This window comes from Tardisphaera saccharovorans, assembly GCF_046635845.1.
Lineage (GTDB): Archaea > Thermoproteota > Thermoprotei_A > Marsarchaeales > UBA168 > UBA168.
The window spans coordinates 13,108-30,685 of sequence record NZ_JAQQXN010000006.1 but is presented as its reverse complement, the minus strand read 5'-3'; the positions used below and the strand labels follow the sequence as shown (position 1 = coordinate 30,685).

Here is a 17,578-nt window from a genome sequence, read left to right as displayed (position 1 = left end):
CCAGATGGGGGATGCTAGCTGGCCTTCCTTCACCTTCAAGGCATCGCAAAGTTCCACCACTGGGGCCTCGTATGTTCTCCTATCGAACGGCTTCCGCCACTATCGCGCATGGTCGGCGTGAAAAACAACTGCTCGCGATTGCTCGCAACTTAGTGGGCGACCTTGCTCACCACATCCCTCTTCACGTTGTGCTCGCGTTCGAACTCCTCTTCCTGACCTTAAGGAGAAATTTCCTCCCTATTGGAATTTTTTTTGTCTTGAAGTCGCTCTGGATGAGCAGCGGTAAAGCTTTTTCAGTTGCTCGAACATGAGAACAGAGTACGCGAGCTTTACGCCGTTGGAGAAGGCAACCTGTTTTACCTCAGATCTGTGCCCATGGCTTTCTTCACCTCAACCCTTGGAGAACTCGGGACGCAGGTAGCGGCATGCAGGTAGTAGTCGCCGTTCCTTTTCAAGGGATTGACCGTGGCCAGCTCAACGCTCTTGGCTATCTGCTCCACGTCATCCACCTTGAGCTCACTCAAGCGCTGTATATACATACGCTTGCTCGCTGTATTTGACTGTGGTGTTATGCCATATTACATGGAGGATGAAGTGCACCTGCCCCACAAACCCTGTTTTCCCGACCTTCACGCCCTTCTCACTCATGTTCTGTTAGCGCGCTTAGTTGTATTGGAGCCTCTTTATGAGAGCCTGCCTCATTTGGAACAAGAGTGGAATGGTGATCAAAAGAGTCCTTTCCGCGGTTCTCTTTTACCTGCGGAAGCCTTCTCCGCGTGTCCTAAGACGCCTTGGTTTTTGCGGCGCTGACGCTCCTAGGTATTGAGGTTGCTTTTTTGTACATTGAAGCGCGTGGGCGATCGCTATCAAATAGCGCCTCCATAACCTTGGCCTTCGAGCGCTTTGTCTCTTGGATTTGCCCCTTAAGGAAGTTCGCGATTCCCGGTTTTTTAGAACACCTTCCTGCCTTACTTCACCGCTTGGACATAGCGATAGCAGAGATCGCAAAACTGAGTGCGATCCCCTTCATCTTTACCGCGTAGTTACCCATTGCGCATTAGCCACAAAAAACTTTCCATGAAGTGCCATCCATTCCTTCAAGGGGACTTCCACTCATACGGCCCATCACGTTAAGCTTAAAATGCAGAGGTTGGGCGTTATGGCGCATTTGAGGACAGTTGCAGTTATCGCGCTATTTTTTATCGTTCTTCCCAGTTCGATGACTTACGAGTCGGGCTTCGTATCCAGTGGGCTGCGTGCCTATGGCGCGTCGGCCCTTATAAGCACGGCCAAAGTGGACCCAAAAGAGGGTTCTGCCTTTTATGCATGGATTGGGGTTAGATGCGAAGATGCTTTGCTTATGGTTGGTTACGCCGTTCTTCCGGGTTCTTACTGGTATGTGAACGGTTCCGTTAGGTATCTGGATCCAAGCACACCCGTAGGCTTTTACGGGGCGGCCTTTTTAAACGGCAGTTTCTCTCTTACCCTTGTTCCCTTTTATCCGAGAATAAGTTCATCTCAACTGTATTCTCTTGTGCTAGCCGGAAATAAATGGATAGCTTATTATGATGGCCATGTCATCGGGAGCCTTCAGGTCGCCGCGATTGGCAATTACGTGATGGCTGGCATATGGGCATCTACGGAAAATGAAACGCGGCTTGCTACTCTCGTGTCCTTTAGAAACGTTACGTGGTTTAATGGTAGGCTTTGGGCAACGGTGGGTTCCGGATACAGGTGGGTTAGTTCCTTCCCGTTGCATGTCGAAGTTGCTCCATATGGCAGCATAGATAACGACGCAAACGCTTCTTTTGAGGTGGGACCTGGATTACCTGCTTACAACGGTAGCCAGCTCTGGCCACTCTATCCGGTATCGATTTTCTCGCATGGTAACGTAAGCAAAAGCTTGCGTGTGAACGGTTCCGTGATAAGCTTGAAGGGTTCTAACGTTACAGCAAGAGGACTCATCTACGCTTTCGAGGGGTGGAAGGGCAACGCGCTGGGGTATACGGGAAACGAAGCAAATCCAGATTTACGGGTGCTTGGTCAGATCGAAGAAACCGCAGAGTACAGGGTGCTTTACCAAGTCAACTTCAGCATAAGCGGAGAAATCCCATCGGTTATGGTGCTTACGTCATCAACTCAAAAATGCGAGATTCGCCCAACCGCGAAGTTGCTGAGCGCATATCTCGAAGGAGGGACGTGGTCGGTGGTCGCGTTCCTTAATAACGTTACCATGGTGAGTAATGTATCAAGCTTCCACGTGAGCGGTCCCATGAACTTAGGCGCAAGGTTCTCTTTGGATTATCTTAACTTGACCGTCGTTGATCCGCTTGACCTTCCAATTCGCGGCGCTATCGTGAACGAGGGAAGCGAGCGGTATGTGACAGGTCTCGGCGGTAACGTCACGATACCGGTGAGCCCGGGAGTACGCTCTGTCGTTGTGAGCTACGACGGTGCCCGCGCGGCTGGGACCTACGCATGCCCTGCTAGGTTGGGGATAGTTTTGTTCTCTATGACGCTTCTCATCCGCCGGAGCGTTCTTTGGATTAGGCTTGCGTTATCCATTGTCGCGCATCTGGTTTGAGCTCTTTCAAACGTAATAAGAAAGGTTGTTCGTTCTTCTCACCGCAAGCGCTTTGAAGCGACCCTACATTGAACTATCACATTTCTAACGAACTGGGACTTCCGTTCCCTTTCGATCCTCGCCGAGTTAAAGAGGATAAGCGTTTGGCTCCCTCGATGGCGGAGTTGAAATACGAAAAGGCCCGAGATGCGTCCTCGCTACGTAGCATTATCATGACATCTACGTATGAGCTGGCCACGTCATCTACGCTTATGTCCTTCTCGGACAAGATCCCCAAAAAGAAAGACATGTAGCCAGCTGTATTTAATATCTCGGTTGGTCCCCTGAGTATTATGGCCGTCAATTCGCTCTTCTTTTCCAAGACTTGCCCCGTTACGTTGTTGAGAAATCCTTCAGCGTCCCTTTCATCGATCAAAACGGTCACGGTCTCTATTCCTTTTGAAAACCCTATGACCTTGTTCTTAAATCCTTCAAGAAGCTCCAGATCCTTATCGGATGGGGACAAGGAGATCTTGGCCAAGCCCGTCCTAACTGTTAGCGAGGTCCGGGCCACACAGCTGTATAGCGCGTCAAGGGCGCGTTTCTGCCTTGTCCTCCTTTTTAGCGCGCTTGCGACCGCCGTGAGGCTTGGACCCGTGCTTGGCATCAGGTCGTGAAGTCTTCTGGCTACCGCGCTGAGATTGGCATATCCCATGTCTAGGCTTCTTTCTATGCAGGGATCTAACGTGAGGGTTTCGTCGATTAGATCAGAAGCGCTTTTCATTTTTGGTCAAAATAGACCGAAACCAATATATACAGATTTCTTTCGGTCCAAAAATGGAAACAACCTCTAAGAAGGACTTGAGGCTGAAGAAGGAATTGGGGCTCCTTGAGCTTACAGCCATGGGCATAGGCGCCATAATAGGGGCGGGCATATTCATAGCACCTGCCGGTGTTGCCTCCGTCGCAGGCCCTCTGGGTATATTGTCGTGGATTATTGGCGGCCTTATAATGACCGTGGTCGCGCTTTTCTACGCCGAACTTGGTAGCCTTAGGCCAACCACGGCGGGATTCTACGTCTACGCAAGAGAGACTTCGGGTGAATTTCCGGGGTTCATTTCAGGTTGGGGCACGTTTTTGTCTTACGCCACGACCGTTCCTATCGAGCTCTTCACCATAATGCTTTACATGACGTCGTTCATTCCAGGCCTAACGACCATGGGCAAAATTCCCGTATTCGGTTCAGTTAACGAGCTTACCTATGATGGCTTGGCCATAGCCTTAGCCCTGCTTTGGGCCTTGACCCTTATAAATGTGGTGGGAGTCAAGTACGGAGGTTGGTACGCCACCGCCACGACCGGGCTTAAGCTTGCCGCGCTGGTGAGCTTTTTGGGTGCCGGGATATTGTTAATTCACCCATCAAATTATGGGCTTTTCTTGCCGAGAGACCAGGCGGAATCGGGCGTTCTTTTGGGAGTATCAGCAACCGTTTTCTCCTACATGGGCTTTAGGCAACCATCTGATCTCGGAGGTGAGGTGAAGAACGCGAACCGGATCGTACCTCTGGCCACGCTCATCTCAATGGTGATAGCCACTGTTGTATATATATGCATTGGACTCGTTTTCACGGGCATGGTAAACTGGGCAGCCCTAGGCGTCAAGGCTGGGTCTTGGGGATCTGTGCCCAGCGACCTTACGCTCGCCCAGGCTGCGGAGCTTAACGGCGCACTCCCGCTGGCGCTGCTGATAACCGTCGGCATAATAGTGTCCGCCCTTGGGACAGCAGGCGTGTTCACAACGACCACGGCGAGAGTACCTTACCAGATGGCTGAAGACGGGATTCTCACAAGGATTCACGAGAAGTATGCGACGCCTTACGCTTCTCTGCTTATAATCGCGGCCTTTCAGAGCATCATAATGGTGTTCTCGATAGGTTACTGGGCACTTTACTATGTGTCCGCCATTTCTGGTATTATGAGCTACGGGATCAGTGGGCCGCTTGCAGCCATGGTCTACAGGTCACGGGGTTTGAAAGCCGGTTTCTCGGTTCCTTATGCGCGGATACTTGCTCCTCTAGCCTTTGTGGCATCCTCGCTTTTGATTTACTGGAGCGCTTGGCCGTACACGGGCTACGGCGTGGGTTTTGTGGCCAGCGGTATAGCAATTTATCTTTACGTTAAAGGTCGCAAGAAGGCGGTTTTCGCCGCCCTTCGTGAGATAATTAGATCTTACTGGTTGATCATCTATTTGGCTGGAATAATGGTGCTGTCGTACTTCGGGCCCGCGGCTTTCAACGGACTAAATGTAATACCCTTTCCTTACGATGAGCTGGTCGTATCTCTTTTCTCCTTGGCAGTTTACTACGCCGCATATGCCAGTAACTCAAGGGTCCCAACTTCCAGCGAACGGCTGTAACAGAGCTGAACTGCTCGTTTTAACGTGTAAGCGTATGTGGTTTGCCGCTTTTGTAGCGCGTGCAGGGCGGGTAAGCTGCCGCTGCCCCTACGGCTGCATCCTCCGATGGCACCCCTCCTTGGGTACTACTTGTCAACGCGCTTGGGCTAGGATCGAGCGCTGCCAAGGCACCATTGGCTTTCAGGAAATTCCTAGAAATACCCATGCCTTTACTCGCGTGGCCTTTTATCATTAACTCGACGGATGGGACCTCCAGTGGTTAAGATGACTACGTCTGGAAGTCGGCCCTTAAACTTTTATGGATGTGTGGATGCGTTCACCATGGCAGACGAAAAGTACTTAGTTGATGTGATAAAGGCTCCTGAGGGAGTTAAGGCAAGCAGTGAGGCGCTGTCGTCTTTAAGGGGCGTCGTCAGTCGGAAGATGCTTAGCAGCATGCAAAAAGAAGCGGTCAATTGCCCAGTTATGGGTCGGATGGTTGCCTTTCCAGATTGCATGGCATGCCCAAATTTCATAAGGAGGATCAAGGGAAAAGTTTATTGTAAAGGCGAGCCATTGAAGGGTTAGGGGGCCTCTTTGGTTACCTTTGAAATGGCCTAGCTGCGACCCCAGCGTTGTAGTCTTTTTGCATCAGTTGTCTTCGTTTTTGTACCACCTTGGACTTAGTTTGTGGTGCGCCTTGCTATCAAGGGCATAACAGGCGATATTTCACTTGAACAGCTGCTGATGGGTAAGGTAAATCGACTCGATATGCTATAAACACTTAACTACCCAAGTTCTTAATAGGGTTGAAATGGCAAACGTGGAAGGAATTGATGCGTTGCTTGCTCCAGAATCGGTTGCGGTGATAGGCGCTTCTGAGGTAAAAAACAAGATAGGAAACGTCATAGTGCGTAACCTCAAGGAGTACGGCTATAAGGGTAAGATTTACCCTATAAACAAAAAAGCAGATGAAATAAAGGAGATAGAGGGGCTTAAGGTATATGCCTCTATTCTAGACGTTCCCGGTCCTGTCGACCTTGCCGTAATAAGCATCCCAGCGCAGTTCGTGGCTGAGTCTCTTGAGGAATGCGGTAAAAAAGGCGTCAAAGCCATTGACGTGATCTCTTCGGGTTTCGGAGAAGTTGGCAATAAGGAAGAAGAGGAAGAGCTCGTGAGGATATGTAAGAAGTACAACATGAGGCTTCTTGGTCCTAACACGTTCGGCGTTTACTATGGCGGAAAGACCATGAACGCCACTTTCGGCCCAAAGGACGTCATACCTGGGAAGGTCGCATTCATAAGTCAAAGTGGTGCGCTTGGAATCGCCCTTATGGGATGGACAATCCTTCAGCAAATAGGTATGTCGGCCATAATTAGCACCGGAAACAAGGCAGAGATAGACGATGCGGACCTTCTCGAGTGGCTTGCCTCCGATCCATCGACAAATGCCATCCTGATGTATGTGGAAGGCATAAAAGACGGACAAAAGTTCATGGAGACGGCGAGAAAGGTTGTGCTGAAGAAGCCGATCGTGGTCATAAAGTCAGGCAGGAGCAAGAGGGGAGCCCAAGCAGCGGCAAGCCACACGGGGTCGCTGGCTGGCGCTGATAACGTGTTTGATGCTGCGATGAAGCAGGTAGGCGTGCTACGCGCAGCTGACTTTGGTGAGGCCTTTGATTGGGTTAAGGCTCTCTCCCAGTCACCGCCGCTCAAGGCCAAAGAGTCCGTAATAGTCACTAACGGGGGCGGAGTAGGAGTTCTGGCGACAGATGCTTGCGAGTTCAACAACATACCGCTTATTGTCCCTCCAGATGACATGAAGAAGGAGTTCATGAAGTACATGCCTAGTTTTGGTTCACCCAAGAACCCCGTGGACTTGACCGGCGGGGCAAACGAGAAGCAGTACTACGACGCCCTAAAGGTTGCTTTTAAGGACGATAGAATCGGAACCGTGATAGTGCTTTATTGTCAGACCGCTGTGACCGATCCGGTGGCCATAGCAAAGCAGATAGCGCAGGCTTATGATGAGGCTGGTAGGAACAAGCCCATGGTCACGAGCTTCGTGGGTGGAAAGGAGTGCGATGATGCCATGAAGTGGCTCACGAGAAACGGCATACCATCTTATCCGACGCCGGAACAGGCGGTGAAGGCGCTTTCAGCCGTCTACAGGTGGAACGATTACAAGGAGAAGCTGAGCACCCGCGTCGCAGCAAGGGCCCGACAGCATCGTGCCATGAGTTAGCAAAGGCTTAAGTGCGTGAGGATAAGGGGCGGAGCTCCCTTGAAAGCGGTTCTTTCCCTCATGAAAGCGCGATGTTTTCTAACCCGAGAACGCAGGTCCGTTGCCCGATGGGGGTTGCCCACGACAAGGAGCTCGCAGCCCTCGCGGTTCCGACCGCTGAGCAAAGCTTCGTCCGTGGGTGCGGCGTAGGTTCGCTTGCGCTAATACAAAAAATTGCATTTTACAACGGAAATGCTTAATTCCTGTGTTTTTATTAGGCATGTATAAATGGCTGACAGCTTTAAGGGCTCGGTAATGAAAAAGAAGTTCTTTGAGATGCTGAGCAACAGCATTGGGGCCCAAGTCGTTGTGGAAAGGGCCGCCGGGCTGGATGGAGAGCAGATAGATGTGTTCAGGGGCCGCCTTATGGCGTTTAACCCTGATACCATGGACATATGGCTAGCTGACGTGATGGACAAGGAAAATGTCGTAATAGCTAAGGAGATGATGATCAACGGTGAGACCATAATGTCGATTAGGACGATTCCACCCGTATTGGACTTGAAGGACCTGGCAAGCAAGTTGAAGAAGGCCGGCTTGGAGGCGAGGGTTGACGACGAGGAGGGCGCCGTGGACGTGGCCAAAAAGGCACTGATATACAGGAACGGTCAAGTGATAACCGCAAACGAGAAGCTTAGGAGCAAGCTCGAGAAGGTGCTGAACGCGGCCCTGAGCGAAGAGGATTTATCAGATTAGCTGGGCCTAGAATGGGGGCTTCGGAGACGCCGACCCTTTGCTTACTTCAGTATGATAAATCGACAAGGCAAGCAAGTCCAGTCAACCGAAGAGTTAGAAGCGCGCGCTGTTTAAAAAGGGTAGTTCGCCCGCTGGACCTATAAAAGAGGCATGGGACTTGCATGTCTGGAGGAAGGTACATGCTTTTATCGACGGGGCATTGATAAATGCCGTTCATCTTAAGCTCAAGCTTGTGCCCACATAGCGGGCACATGTAACTTCCTCTGACCCTGTAGCGATCAGATATGGCCGGCAACTTAAGCAAGTTGTGCGCGTATGGGATAGCGCATTTTCCGTCTCTGTAGTATGGGCATCCATCGACTTCAGATGATCCGTCTCTTTTAAGCACGAATATGACGTCAGAGTTAAGCCTAGGGCATTTGACTGCAGCTGAGCTTACCTTTTGATGTAGGGAGGGGGTAAACCCCTTTACGGGTCTGTTTGAAAGCGCCATATCTCAATAAAGTAACTCGCATTGAAATTTAAGTTACTCGGATGCGAAAGTCCAGCTTGTCCCATGACTCGGAAAGCGCTGCTGCCGCATCGGAAAGGATTTTTTGATCGGTTATTCCGAAAGCGTTGAGCGTATCGCTGTCGACGTCGATCTCCCCTAAGACATCGCTTCCTCTTAATATGGGTACCACGATCTCTGATTTGGTCGAGGGAAAACAGGCAAGATAGTTCTTCTCCTTGCTGACATCATCAACAACGACCGTTTTTTTCTCCTTTGCCGCAAGCCCACAGATGCCCTCCCCAACGTTTATGACGCGATGGTTGGCCGGTGCGCCGATTTCAATGGCCAGCACAAGCTTGTCGCCGTTTCTGACGTATATTCCAATCCAGTCGTAATTCCTTTCGTTCTTGATGTGGCCAAGCAGCCCTTTGGCGCCTTCGCGATATAATAAGTTCTTGAATTTGTTAACGCTTTCCATACCGATGGATGTTTCTAGCAAATAAGCTTTGGTGATCGAAGATGACGGGAAGGCCTTTTGCTGTAATAGTTTCACCATAGCCCCATGGTTAAGTTGAAATACTAATTGCGGCGCTTAAATTATGAGTGATGGGGGCTACGAGCACCTCTTTGACGAAATAGGGTATTCTAGGAAGATCTTTAAGGAGGAGGCAGTTCTATTTCCAGATTACGTGCCTAGCTATTTGCCTCACAGGGACTCTCAAATGAGGGACCTGGTAAACTTCTTCAGGGTATCCTTAGAGTCCCCAGGCAAGGTGAGCCAGAAAGTTCTGTGCAGTGGGCGCGTGGGCGTTGGAAAGACAGCCGTTACGAAGCTCTTCTCTTCGATCTTTACAAAGGAGGCAAGCGGAAGGTTTGGTCTTAAGTTTAAATCGATATCTATTGATTGCAGGAAAGAAAGGACGCTGTATTCCGTTTTGCAATCAATAATATCTTCGCTTGACCCTTACCAACCTTATAAGGGATTTTCAGCTAGGGACATACATCGCATGGTTCTGGAGCACCTTGAAAACGATAATTCATATTTGTTGCTGGTACTTGATGAGGTTGATTATCTAATCGATGCCTCTGGATCGGATGCCGTATACGAGCTTACCCGCGATGAAAGGGGAAGCGGAAGGATGAACTTCATATTCATATCGAGGTCGCCAGCCCTTATGGGAAGGCTCGACGAAAGCACAAAGAGCACATTGCTTCACAATCAGGTCATATTTCCGCCTTACAGCGCCGCGGAATTGAGGGACATACTTATGCAGAGGGTTCCTCAGGCGTTTCAAAGGGGAGCAGTTGACGACGAAGTCGTAACGCAAGCAGCAAGTTTGGGCGCCTCGTCAGGAGGAGATGCGAGGTTGGCGCTTGAGCTCCTTTGGAGAGCTGGAAAGAGGGCGGAAGCCGAAGGCAGAAGCGCGGTGACGCCAGAGGACGTAAGGGTTGTGTTTGGGGACATAGAGGGAGTTCCTAACGAGGAGGAACTGCTTTCTTTGCCAACTCAATCCGCTGTAACGCTTCTGGCGGTTGCGCGCGCACTTATATCGGCTGGCAAAGAAAGAATAGCCACCGGAGAGGCCGAAAAGGAGTATCTTACCGTTTGCGAGGAGTACGGCATAGAGCCAAGAGCACATACGGCCTTTTGGGAAGGGATACAGTCTTTGAAGGGTTTAGGCTTTCTCAGCACCGAGGTCAAGGTTGAGAGAAAGGGCAGAACCACAATGATAGGTATGAATTACTCGGCCGTTGGCCTTCAGAAGGTTCTCGAAGGGTTGCTGAAAAGAGGTGCTGAACGCGACGAGCAACCGCCAATTGATTGAATCACCATCAGATCAAAAAGTTGCCGGCGAGTTACATTCCCAGCGCGTTTGCATAAACCGAATATACTTGTTTTGACACCGAGCGCGGCTCATGCCTTTGCGCCACCACCTTCGCGGCGTTTGTCCCAATTTTTTGGTTTAGCTCTTCATCACTAATTAGGTCCGCTATCTTTTCCACCATTTCATCCTCGTCGTTGGTTAAGAAACCGGCCCCGCTTGGCACGATTTCCGGTATTGCAGCAACTTTCGTGCTGACCACCGGTGTACCAAAGGCCATGGCCTCCAAGATTGATAGGCCGTAAGCCTCTGCTCTGGTGGGCATGAAGAAAACGTCTGCGGAAGAGTAAAGCTTGAGGAGCTTATCCCTCTCAAGAAAGTCGTATCTTTCTATCCAGTCCAGCTTGTAATCGTTTACCTTTTCAGATGGAACGCGGCCCACGTATATCAGCTTAAAGTTCGGTATCTCTTTTTTGACCCTCTTGAGGGCTCTGAGCGCCGTGTCGCCCCCCTTCCTCCAGTAGTCCAGTCCAACGAAGAGCACGGTCTTTTGGGATCCAGCTGGCTTATGATACGCTTCAACTGACTTTGGTCTTGCTTCCATGGGCAGAGGGACCACGTTTATCTTTTCCCTTTCAACGCCGTCCTTTTCAAAGCCTCTGGCCGCCCAGTTGGACCACGTTATGAGGCCTTTGTTTGACTTAGAGTTAAGTATCTCAGATGACAGCTCAACTAGCCAGCCCCACTTTCCCTCCGCATTCCCCACGTAGCCCTCGAGAAACTGGCTTACTGACGTGTCGTTTTCTTGAACCCAGGGCTTTGTAAAGTGCTCCAGCAGGTCAGCCAGCCTTGGAATTCTCTTTTCAATCAGGCCCGGGAGCCAGTAGGTCCAAAATGATGTAGCCGCCCTCGGCAGGTACCAGAACACGAAGTGGCTCAGGTCAACGTTTTCGCTAAACCCTTGAATCCTAAAGGCGTCAGCCACCAGCTTCAATGCGGTTCCCTTAGTCACGGCATACTCTCCGCTGCCGGGAGCCCTGGGAACCCTGCCATTTAGGAAGTAGTACCTCACTCCCTCTGGAGGATAGGCTTTTCTAAGGGAAGCGGCTGTCCTTGGTTGGCCTATGAGAGGGTGGGCTGGCGAAGCAAGCAAACAAGTTATCTCCATCTTTGGTGGCCTACTACACTTGTAGTAGGCAAGCCTTTTTAAGCGCTGCGCCCATTACGCATATGAAAAAGCAGCGCGGGCTTGCTACCCTCGAGTATGACGTTCTGAACGTCATATGGAGATCTGGTGAGGCCACGGTCTCACAAGTTAGAGATGAGCTTGAGGCAGAGGGGAAGCCGCTTGCGCTTACCACGGTTTCCACGGTTTTGGACAGGCTATACAGGAAAGGGATGGTCAAGCGGCGCCTCTCTGAATCCAAAGGTACGCCCAGGTACATATATTCGGCAGGGGTCACAAAAGAGGATTACGAGCGCGATGTCGTTTCCGATCTTCTTGATAGGCTGCTCGATAAGATGGCCGAACCAACCATATCCAGGCTTATGGAGCTCATGGCCGAGAACGAAAGGGATAGGGAGCTTTTGGCCAAGTACCTTGAAAAGCTGAAGAGGGAGAAGAAGTGATAATCCACTACAGGTTTCAGGGTCATGAGTTCCCTCTAGTGTTTCAGAACCCGTACCTTGCGCGCATAATTTGGCATATGATGATAGATGAGCACTTGCTCATTTTCAGCCTCTTTCTCTCGGCCATGGCAGTTCCTCTGTCCTATCTGGTAAACAGCTCGGACAAGAGGATAGGGGAGAAGTCCATATTCTTGGGGATGACGCTTTCAGCGATCCCGCTTTTCCTTTCTCCTTTGGCGCCAGTGCTCTTTAGGGGAAGGATAATACTGCTTATCAGGGTTGCGCTATCTCACAGCCTGAGGTTTGACGGGATGGTTTTTGGGCACGTGAGCTATTCCATAATTCACTGGACCAGGTGGGACCCCGAGGCTTGGCTGCTTGGCGCGGCGCTCGTCATGCTGGTAGTGCATGTGGTCGCGTCGTCTTCAAGGGTAAAAAAGCAAAGGTTGAAGGCCCCGAAGTGGGTCCAAGGAGAGGTTCAAAACCTCTCGGCGATGCTGGGCATCAAAGCGCCCGAGATCATGCTTGTCGACAGCGGTGAGCCCAACGCCTTTGCTCCGTTCTCCCTATTCGGAAGCAAGATAGTGATATCGGTGGGCCTTCTTGAAACGCTTAGCAGGGAGGAGCTGCGCGCGGTTTTGGCTCACGAGCTATCTCACGTTAGCCACAGGGATCCTCTTAAGAGGCTTGTTAGTAGATCGCTTAGGATCGTAATGCTGGCTAACCCCATTCCTCACTTCATGGAGCCGTGGCTGTCGAGAAGCGAGGAATACGCTGCCGATAGGGAGGCTGCGCTGCTCACGAGCCCAAGTTGTATGATAAGCGCCCTACTCAAGCTTTCTGGTGTGCTTGTCGCAGATGAGAAGGCGCCCTTGCCCATCATACCGATACCTGCCTTTCTTGATAGCTCATCCATCTTAACGGTGTTTTCCGACCATCCCAGCACGGCTGACAGGATAAGGAACCTGCTGGACATGCTTGATGGCAGGTGATGGGATAGGACTCGAAATGGTCGCCGATAGGAGTTACGTCAGGGCAACCTTTCTCATGCGCTTTTTGAGTCTGGCTGCCATAACTGCCATACCAATAATGCTAAGGTCCAATCACTTCACGGCTACTCAGATCGGGATCTTCTCGGCTGCCATATGGCTTGGCTCTGGTGTGGGCACGATCGTGAGCTTGGTAAGGCCCATCTCGCTTTGGAAAGCATCGCTTCTTGGCTTTGGCCTTACGGCTTTTTCCTTTGCGGCCCTTTCTCAAGTCGCTTGGCTTGGCTTCTTTCTAGCGCTCGGGTTTGGCCTGTCAATGGTCGAAGTGCCCTCGCTTGATGCGGCTGGGCACTCAGGCAGCGCTGGGATATTCTCTTACTACGCCTCGCTGGGCCTTGCGACGCTCGTGGCATCCCTTGCCCTTCCCCTTGTCCTGTACGCCGGCAGCGCCGCGGCATTGCTTATACTCAGCGCTGCCTCGCTTTTTGGCCTTCCAATCAGCAAGGTCGAGAGCAGCAGAAAGCCCTTTTCGTTCTCGCATGTAATGGTTTTCAAGCAAAAGTACGTTAACTTGTTCGCCTACGGCCTCCTCGTGTACATGGCTTACAACTTCGTGACGACCTTTTTCGGCGTTAGGTTGGTGGACCTCGGTTATCCGGCTTGGCTTTCGCAAGGCTCCTTCATACTTCTCTTCCTTGGCTCTTTCGTGACAAGGGTCTTGCACCCAGTTCAGCTCATAGATCTTAGGCGTTTGGTGGGGATCTCTTTGGTATCGACGCTGGCGCTCCTCTTGCCCATGCCTTTGCCGCTGTTTGGCCTTATCGGCTTGGGGATTTCGCATGGCTTGTTCCCGGTCACGGTATCTCTTCAGGTTGCCAGCGAGGAGGCAGCGGACTTCGCGGTCATGAACGTTATGGTGCTTTCCTCGACTGGTTTTGCCAGCTTCTTGGCGCCGCTGCTAGGAGGATACTGCATCGCGGGCCTTGGCTTTGCGGGCTCTCTGGCGCTGTTTTCCGCGTTTCTAGTCCCGGCCCTCGTTGCCAGGAGGGTAGGCCGTTGAAGAGAAGGGACGAGCAAGAGCTTCTGAGCATATTCCGCGAGCTCAAAGAAAACCCAAGGGAATACTCCTCAAGGGGAGCGCTGAACAGCCACGGCCGTCTCTTGGCGCTCAGATTCGGAGGAATAGCGTTGAGGATGGGCTTGGCTGATAGCTCAACGTTTGCCCTTGGAGATGGAGACTACGAGAAGTGCGTGAGAAAAATGGAGTCCGTCGTGAACTCCCTTAATCTAGGCTGATCATGGTAAGCGTAGATACCACGTCATCGTTTCCGCGTATCGAGTAAGCCACGGTGTCCTTTAGGTCTTTTTGCGTGCGGTAGGATACCTTCATAAGGATGTCATAGTAACCGCCCAAAAGTAAGCTGGCCTCTCCTACGCAGCCTGCCCTTTTAAGCTGGCTCAAAACCTCCTTTTCCTTTCCCACTTTGGTCTTGATAAGCACGTAAGCGACCTTTTCTCCATGCCCTTCCTCGGGTTTCGCGGTCATTTTCCATATATATTTTGCGTGGTTGCATAAATAGCAATCGAAATCACAATTATGATCGATTTAGCGAGCTTTCTCATGTTGCCTTGGGGATGGGAAGGCACATAAGCCCTTGCTAGCTATATGCGATGGAATTTAACCTGAGGCCTTACCAGAAAGACGCGGCTGAGCGCATACTCTCGGTGATAGAGGAGAAAAGCGTTGCATTTCAGTCTCCTACGGGGAGCGGGAAAACGCTGATAGCGCTTGAGGTGGCCCGCCATCTGGGGCCCACATCGGTTTACTCTCGCACTTTGTCGCAGTACCTCTCTTGGGAAAGGGACTGCAGGAAGGCTGGCCTTTCCTTTGCGGGACTGGCGGGGAAGGACCGCTTTTGCTTACGGCCCAGGGTAAGGGATGGAGATCACGTCGTTTCCGTAACGCGCTGCCCACTTTGTCCCTTTTTCGATAGGAAGTTCAGCAGGAAACAGGTAAGCGAGCTGGGGATCGTGGGTTTCCTGGAGCGGCAGAGAGCTGCACAGAAGTGCGCGTACTCTTGGATAAAGCTTCAGCAGGCTGACGTTTACCTTTACACGTATCCTTACTATTTCTTCTATAGGAGACTTGTTAAAGGAAACTCGCTGCACGTGTTCGATGAAGCGCACAACCTAATGCACGTTCAGGACATGGTAGACGTCAGCATAACTTCGCAAAAGATATCTAGGTTACGCGCAGCTTATGCCGGTACGGACGTTCAGGACACCGTGTATGCCGTGCTAGACGCGCTTGAAAACTGGATAGAAAAGGGCGTAAAGGAAGGGCGGAAGCCTCCCGACCTTGGCAGCTTCCACTCGGAGGAGGTTGAGGATCACCAGCTTGCGTCTTTCAAGCGGGCACTGGAGAAACTGGATGACCCCTCATACAGGCTTTACGTCACGCCTGAAGGCGTCGTCATAAAACTCATGGATCCGTCCTCAGTTCTTTCAAAGCTCAACGAGGATAGGTGGCTTCTGATGTCTGGAACGCTCCCCTCAAAATCATATATGGAAAAAGTGTGGGGCCTTAAGGACTTTGAGTTCATATCCATAAATCCTTTCAACCCCAACCTTACTTTTTACTGGAACAGAGACCTCAGCACGAGGTACACCCTCAGAGATAGAAACAGGGAAAGGTACGTGAAGGTCGTGTCGTCGCTGAGGAGTCCTGACGGCATAACTCTTGTGCTTGTTCCTTCATATGAGGTGGCCTCTTGGTTCAGGGAGGTCGCGGATTACGTCGAGGATTCCTCATCATCCGTGAAGTCGGTGCCCGGTGCGGGGCTTGTCGTAGTGGTCGCCAGGGGAAAGCTGAGCGAGGGAGTCGAGTTCGTCAAGGACGGAAAGAGCATGGTGAAAAGGGTTGTAATAGTGGGAATTCCTTATCCGAACATCGGAGATGCGTACTCGAAGGACGTGCTCGAGTTCTTGACCGAAAAGATGGGTAAGAGGACCACGTGGTTCCTTCTTAAAGAAGAAGCCTCGATAATTATTAGGCAAGCCATAGGAAGGGCTGTCAGAAGCGAAAGCGATAGCGCTGAGGTGTTTCTTTTGGACAGGCGCATGGAACCCTTCTTAAGGGACATGGGGCTCAATCTAAAACGGGTAAAGATCATGCGATGCGTCGTTCCCCTGAGCGTCGAAATCACGCCAGAACGCATAAAAGTCCCCGTTCCTCCTGTTTAGAGTGCGCGCGAGCCAGCGTTACTTTTTCGTGCTTCTGTCCTTGCTTGAAATGGAAAAAAGGGGAGAAATCATAAGCTCGACCAAGCTGGCCAACGCCGCAGGCCTTTCACAGCAAGAGACGGCAAGGGTTCTGAGGCTGTTGGAATCAGAAGGCATAATCTCAAGAAACCTCGTGAAGGGAGGACAGGAGGTCACGCTTACCGAAAGGGGAATGCGCTTTTTGGAGTCCGTTCGCCTTCAATTGGAAGACCTATTATCGTCTGAGGTTAAGAACACCAGCTTTGAGGCACTGGTGTCATCGGGGCTTGGCGACGGCGCCTATTACATGTCCCTTGAAGGCTATCTCGCCGAGTTCGTGAAAAAACTGGGGTTCAAGCCCTTTCCTGGAACGCTTAACCTGAAGATAACGGGGAGCTTTCCCAACAGGGACTACCTGGCCAGCATATCCAAATACAAGATAGCCGCCTTTGAGCATGAAGGAAGGGTCATGGGGGCACTGAAGTTCGTTAGGGCGTCGGTTTCGCGTGGAGAAGAGGAGGTGCCGGGCGCCCTGATTTTTCCTGAGCGCACGCATCACCCCAATGACGTGATAGAGTTTATTGCCCCAGTTAAGGTGAGGGAGCAGTTAGGTCTCAAGGATGGGGATTCGGTCGTCGTCCGCGTTAGCCCTCGAGGGCAGAGATCGTTTTTATGAGACCCGCGAAGGACTCCCGAGTGCCGCGCTCCTTGTCGCCTGAGGGCGCGTAATGCGTCTCCAGCGAGGCCGTGATATTTAGCGTCTTTAGTTCCCTGAGTTGCCCCTTGAAGTCTATGTCACCACTTCCGATGGGCATCCAGCGAAATTCCCCATCAATGACCTTCGCGTCCTTCAAGTGAACGTGGATCACGTTATCGCGCACCTGCGCGTACCCTTCTGGATAAGGCTCCTCTCTGGCGAAGAAGGCGTTTCCAGGATCCCAGAGCACCTTTACCCAAGGGGAGCGCAGCTGCTTTACGATCCGCGCCGTCTCCTCTCCGGTCCCCGTGTAGGTGCTGTACTCGTTCTCTATGGCCAACGTTACCCCCTGAGCGCTGGCAATTTCCGCGGCCCTTTGGAGAGCTCCAAGTATGCTGGGCATGGCTTTCACAAGGCTGCCCTCCCACCAAAACGTGAATATCCTGGTGAAGGTGAGATCTAAGTAGCGGCTTATCTCTACCGCCCTTTGCAGCATGCTAAGATGATTCTCAATGGATTCTTCGTCGTGAAGGTAAGTCTTGAAGGCCGCCGAGTCGACGTTGCTGAGCCTGAGCCCGTAGGCCTTCACGAGCCTTCTGAGCTCTTCTAGCTGGGATTGTGACAGGTCAACCACGTTCTTTCCCCATAGGTTTCTTACCTCAACCGAGGTGGCCCCGAGCTCGCGGATAACCTTCAGGGAGTGTTCAAAATCGTTGGATATCTCGTCGCTTATAATCGCAAGTTCCACT

Annotated in this window: 18 protein-coding genes; 12 read left to right on the top strand and 6 right to left on the bottom strand. The window is 51.5% G+C overall.

The genetic code is table 11. The features are described 5' to 3' along the window. Positions 1-356: 356 nt before the first annotated feature. The gene (locus PRZ02_RS06950) at positions 357-539 is read right to left on the bottom strand and encodes a hypothetical protein (RefSeq protein ID WP_449465109.1); all 183 of its coding nucleotides are present in this window, start codon (positions 537-539) and stop codon (positions 357-359) included. A gap of 629 nt (positions 540-1,168) precedes the next feature. Here PRZ02_RS06950 and PRZ02_RS06945 point away from each other — a divergent pair. Further along, entirely contained in the window at positions 1,169-2,584 is a 1,416-nt protein-coding gene (locus tag PRZ02_RS06945) for a hypothetical protein (protein WP_449465108.1), read from the top strand. 76 nt (positions 2,585-2,660) lie between these two features. On the opposite strand, the gene PRZ02_RS06940 is transcribed toward PRZ02_RS06945, so the two are convergent. Continuing rightward, positions 2,661-3,347, bottom strand: coding sequence for a hypothetical protein (locus tag PRZ02_RS06940; RefSeq protein ID WP_449465107.1), 687 nt, complete (start codon positions 3,345-3,347; stop codon positions 2,661-2,663). Positions 3,348-3,400: 53 nt separating this feature from the next. Here PRZ02_RS06940 and PRZ02_RS06935 point away from each other — a divergent pair, with 53 nt between their 5' ends. The 4 genes from PRZ02_RS06935 (at position 3,401) to PRZ02_RS06920 (ending at position 7,937) form a co-directional block, all read left to right on the top strand. Then, complete coding sequence (locus PRZ02_RS06935) at positions 3,401-4,978, top strand: APC family permease (protein WP_449465106.1); 1,578 nt, start codon at positions 3,401-3,403, stop codon at positions 4,976-4,978. A 321-nt stretch (positions 4,979-5,299) separates the two neighbouring features. Continuing rightward, the gene (locus PRZ02_RS06930; protein ID WP_449465105.1) at positions 5,300-5,545 is read left to right on the top strand and encodes a hypothetical protein; all 246 of its coding nucleotides are present in this window, start codon (positions 5,300-5,302) and stop codon (positions 5,543-5,545) included. Between the two features lie 226 nt (positions 5,546-5,771). Continuing rightward, positions 5,772-7,202 (top strand): acetate--CoA ligase alpha subunit, encoded by a 1,431-nt coding sequence (acs, locus tag PRZ02_RS06925; protein WP_449465104.1) that lies wholly within the window; start codon positions 5,772-5,774, stop codon positions 7,200-7,202. Positions 7,203-7,469: 267 nt separating this feature from the next. Next, positions 7,470-7,937, top strand: coding sequence for a hypothetical protein (locus PRZ02_RS06920; RefSeq protein ID WP_449465103.1), 468 nt, complete (start codon positions 7,470-7,472; stop codon positions 7,935-7,937). 521 nt (positions 7,938-8,458) lie between these two features. Here the strand turns inward: PRZ02_RS06920 and PRZ02_RS06915 are convergent. Next, positions 8,459-8,908 (bottom strand): GAF domain-containing protein, encoded by a 450-nt coding sequence (locus PRZ02_RS06915; protein ID WP_449465102.1) that lies wholly within the window; start codon positions 8,906-8,908, stop codon positions 8,459-8,461. A 121-nt stretch (positions 8,909-9,029) separates the two neighbouring features. Here PRZ02_RS06915 and PRZ02_RS06910 point away from each other — a divergent pair, with 121 nt between their 5' ends. Beyond that, positions 9,030-10,256, top strand: a complete 1,227-nt coding sequence (locus PRZ02_RS06910; RefSeq protein ID WP_449465101.1) for an ORC1-type DNA replication protein — start codon at positions 9,030-9,032, stop codon at positions 10,254-10,256. Between the two features lie 31 nt (positions 10,257-10,287). Here PRZ02_RS06910 and PRZ02_RS06905 read toward each other — a convergent pair whose 3' ends face one another. Further along, the gene (locus PRZ02_RS06905; RefSeq protein WP_449465100.1) at positions 10,288-11,421 is read right to left on the bottom strand and encodes a glycosyltransferase family 4 protein; all 1,134 of its coding nucleotides are present in this window, start codon (positions 11,419-11,421) and stop codon (positions 10,288-10,290) included. A 62-nt stretch (positions 11,422-11,483) separates the two neighbouring features. On the opposite strand from PRZ02_RS06905, the gene PRZ02_RS06900 reads away from it, so the two are divergent. From PRZ02_RS06900 to PRZ02_RS06885, 4 genes are read left to right on the top strand one after another with little or no spacing between them, the layout of a single operon-like run. Further along, positions 11,484-11,882, top strand: a complete 399-nt coding sequence (locus tag PRZ02_RS06900) for a BlaI/MecI/CopY family transcriptional regulator (RefSeq protein WP_449465099.1) — start codon at positions 11,484-11,486, stop codon at positions 11,880-11,882. Further along, on the top strand, positions 11,879-12,874 hold the full coding sequence (locus tag PRZ02_RS06895) for a M48 family metallopeptidase (RefSeq protein ID WP_449465098.1): 996 nt from the start codon (positions 11,879-11,881) through the stop codon (positions 12,872-12,874). Before PRZ02_RS06900 ends, PRZ02_RS06895 begins: the two co-directional genes overlap by 4 nt. Then, entirely contained in the window at positions 12,864-13,931 is a 1,068-nt protein-coding gene (locus tag PRZ02_RS06890) for a hypothetical protein (protein WP_449465097.1), read from the top strand. Before PRZ02_RS06895 ends, PRZ02_RS06890 begins: the two co-directional genes overlap by 11 nt. Continuing rightward, complete coding sequence (locus PRZ02_RS06885; RefSeq protein WP_449465096.1) at positions 13,928-14,167, top strand: hypothetical protein; 240 nt, start codon at positions 13,928-13,930, stop codon at positions 14,165-14,167. Before PRZ02_RS06890 ends, PRZ02_RS06885 begins: the two co-directional genes overlap by 4 nt. Here PRZ02_RS06885 and PRZ02_RS06880 read toward each other — a convergent pair. Continuing rightward, positions 14,154-14,417, bottom strand: a complete 264-nt coding sequence (locus tag PRZ02_RS06880) for an Lrp/AsnC family transcriptional regulator (protein WP_449465095.1) — start codon at positions 14,415-14,417, stop codon at positions 14,154-14,156. The two genes, PRZ02_RS06885 and PRZ02_RS06880, sit on opposite strands and share 14 nt — an antisense overlap. A gap of 125 nt (positions 14,418-14,542) precedes the next feature. On the opposite strand from PRZ02_RS06880, the gene PRZ02_RS06875 reads away from it, so the two are divergent. Both PRZ02_RS06875 and PRZ02_RS06870 read left to right on the top strand, forming a co-directional pair. Then, positions 14,543-16,114 (top strand): helicase C-terminal domain-containing protein, encoded by a 1,572-nt coding sequence (locus PRZ02_RS06875; RefSeq protein ID WP_449465094.1) that lies wholly within the window; start codon positions 14,543-14,545, stop codon positions 16,112-16,114. A 1-nt stretch (position 16,115) separates the two neighbouring features. Beyond that, positions 16,116-16,808: a DUF120 domain-containing protein gene (locus PRZ02_RS06870; protein ID WP_449465093.1), complete on the top strand. Its 693-nt coding sequence runs from the start codon at positions 16,116-16,118 to the stop codon at positions 16,806-16,808. Here the strand turns inward: PRZ02_RS06870 and PRZ02_RS06865 are convergent. Then, positions 16,777-17,577, bottom strand: coding sequence for a sugar phosphate isomerase/epimerase family protein (locus PRZ02_RS06865; RefSeq protein ID WP_449465092.1), 801 nt, complete (start codon positions 17,575-17,577; stop codon positions 16,777-16,779). The two genes, PRZ02_RS06870 and PRZ02_RS06865, sit on opposite strands and share 32 nt — an antisense overlap. Position 17,578 lies beyond the last annotated feature (1 nt).

What these genes read in the sequence shown, in the direction of transcription:
- PRZ02_RS06905 (WP_449465100.1), bottom strand. Translation starts at nt 11,421, where the DNA reads ATGGAGATAACTTGTTTGCTTGCTTCGCCAGCCCACCCTCTCATAGGC.
- PRZ02_RS06950 (WP_449465109.1), bottom strand. Translation starts at nt 539, where the DNA reads ATGTATATACAGCGCTTGAGTGAGCTCAAGGTGGATGACGTGGAGCAG.
- PRZ02_RS06940 (WP_449465107.1), bottom strand. Translation starts at nt 3,347, where the DNA reads ATGAAAAGCGCTTCTGATCTAATCGACGAAACCCTCACGTTAGATCCC.
- PRZ02_RS06935 (WP_449465106.1), top strand. Translation starts at nt 3,401, where the DNA reads ATGGAAACAACCTCTAAGAAGGACTTGAGGCTGAAGAAGGAATTGGGG.
- PRZ02_RS06930 (WP_449465105.1), top strand. Translation starts at nt 5,300, where the DNA reads ATGGCAGACGAAAAGTACTTAGTTGATGTGATAAAGGCTCCTGAGGGA.
- acs (WP_449465104.1), top strand. Translation starts at nt 5,772, where the DNA reads ATGGCAAACGTGGAAGGAATTGATGCGTTGCTTGCTCCAGAATCGGTT.
- PRZ02_RS06875 (WP_449465094.1), top strand. Translation starts at nt 14,543, where the DNA reads ATGGAATTTAACCTGAGGCCTTACCAGAAAGACGCGGCTGAGCGCATA.
- PRZ02_RS06890 (WP_449465097.1), top strand. Translation starts at nt 12,864, where the DNA reads ATGGCAGGTGATGGGATAGGACTCGAAATGGTCGCCGATAGGAGTTAC.
- PRZ02_RS06910 (WP_449465101.1), top strand. Translation starts at nt 9,030, where the DNA reads ATGAGTGATGGGGGCTACGAGCACCTCTTTGACGAAATAGGGTATTCT.
- PRZ02_RS06920 (WP_449465103.1), top strand. Translation starts at nt 7,470, where the DNA reads ATGGCTGACAGCTTTAAGGGCTCGGTAATGAAAAAGAAGTTCTTTGAG.
- PRZ02_RS06900 (WP_449465099.1), top strand. Translation starts at nt 11,484, where the DNA reads ATGAAAAAGCAGCGCGGGCTTGCTACCCTCGAGTATGACGTTCTGAAC.
- PRZ02_RS06880 (WP_449465095.1), bottom strand. Translation starts at nt 14,417, where the DNA reads ATGACCGCGAAACCCGAGGAAGGGCATGGAGAAAAGGTCGCTTACGTG.
- PRZ02_RS06915 (WP_449465102.1), bottom strand. Translation starts at nt 8,908, where the DNA reads ATGGAAAGCGTTAACAAATTCAAGAACTTATTATATCGCGAAGGCGCC.